2 protein-coding genes are annotated in these 1,205 nt (G+C 43.6%); both read left to right on the top strand.

Annotation, left to right across the window (positions count from 1 at the left end; all coding sequences use genetic code 11):
- A partial coding sequence (locus A3738_RS30690) for a hypothetical protein (RefSeq protein WP_068763460.1) occupies positions 1 to 367 on the top strand: 367 nt, incomplete at its 5' end.
- Positions 358 to 1,205, top strand: an 848-nt coding sequence (locus A3738_RS06790; protein WP_068763459.1) for a M23 family metallopeptidase, incomplete at its 3' end; no start/stop codon positions are given. The genes A3738_RS30690 and A3738_RS06790, both read left to right, overlap by 10 nt.

Genomic DNA, 1,205 nt, shown 5'->3' with positions numbered 1-1,205 from the left:
TGAAGGTAAAACGCACTTTGGAGATCGACCTCCAACTGGAACATCAGCTACAAATATCAGTGATGACATCCAGCCTCTTAATATCTCAACAGATCTCAGCAATCCTGAAATGGTTAAGAATGCCAAAGAACAATGGCGTGCTGAAAAAATCCAAGCCGCAGAGCAAAAAATTCTCTTAGAAAAACAAAATGCCGAAATTCAAGCCGCCAAAAAGAAGTATTGTGAAGAAGCTGCGAAGCGTCTAGCCGACATTCAAGGTCCCGTCGTTTTTTATGATGAACACGGTGAATTCGTGAAAGTAACAGAACAAGAACGGAAACAACGCGAAAAAGACTTACGCGCAGAGATTCAAAGAACGTGCAAATAATAATTAGCGCTCTTGCTCTTTCCTTTATCCTCGTTTCGCAACATGTTGTTGCAAAGATATACAAATACCAGGACGCGAATGGAAACTGGCTTTTTACAGATAAAAAGCCTGAGGCCAAAAACGCTCAATCCATCAACATAAGAAAGACGAAAAAAGATTCTCCTCCAGAGGTTTCATTAAGCAAAACTATCACCGGGGACAAGGCGGAGTTTCGTATCGAGAACAAGCTACTCACCTCAGTTCATTGCGAAGTTCAATTACCCGAGGAAGAACCTAACACTTACCTTGTTCAAGCATTCTCAAACACAGTTATCTTGCAAACTGATCGCACTCACATGCGTACAAACGAGATAGAATTCTGGTGCATACTCGGAGATCCACATACAAGACCAGACGCCACTGCAACTTACCTTGTTCCGTTCAAAGGCCACCGCCTTTTAGAGGTTTCTCAAGGTTTCAACGGGCGCTTCAGCCATGCACAGGAACCTCAAATACATGCTGTGGATATCGCCATGCCCATTGCAACACCAATTAGCGCTGCGCGCGATGGCATCGTAATCAGCATTAAAAACAACTATTCCTACGCAGGGACCAATAGCGGCTTTTTTCTAGACAAAGCTAATTACGTGCAAGTACTTCATGAAGATGGCACCTATGCCATTTACGGCCACTTATTAATGGGCAAGATAGATGTCGCAGTAGGAGATAAAGTCAAAGCTGGCGATTTGCTTGGTCGCTCTGGTAACTCAGGTTTTTCGACCGGCCCACATTTACACTTTGTGATTCAATACAACGACCAAGGTACGATGAAATCTGTGCCCTTCCGATTCATACAATC

Source organism: Oleiphilus sp. HI0066, from assembly GCF_001635725.1.
Note: the sequence above shows the minus strand (reverse complement) of the source record. Positions and strands in the feature narration are given on the sequence as shown.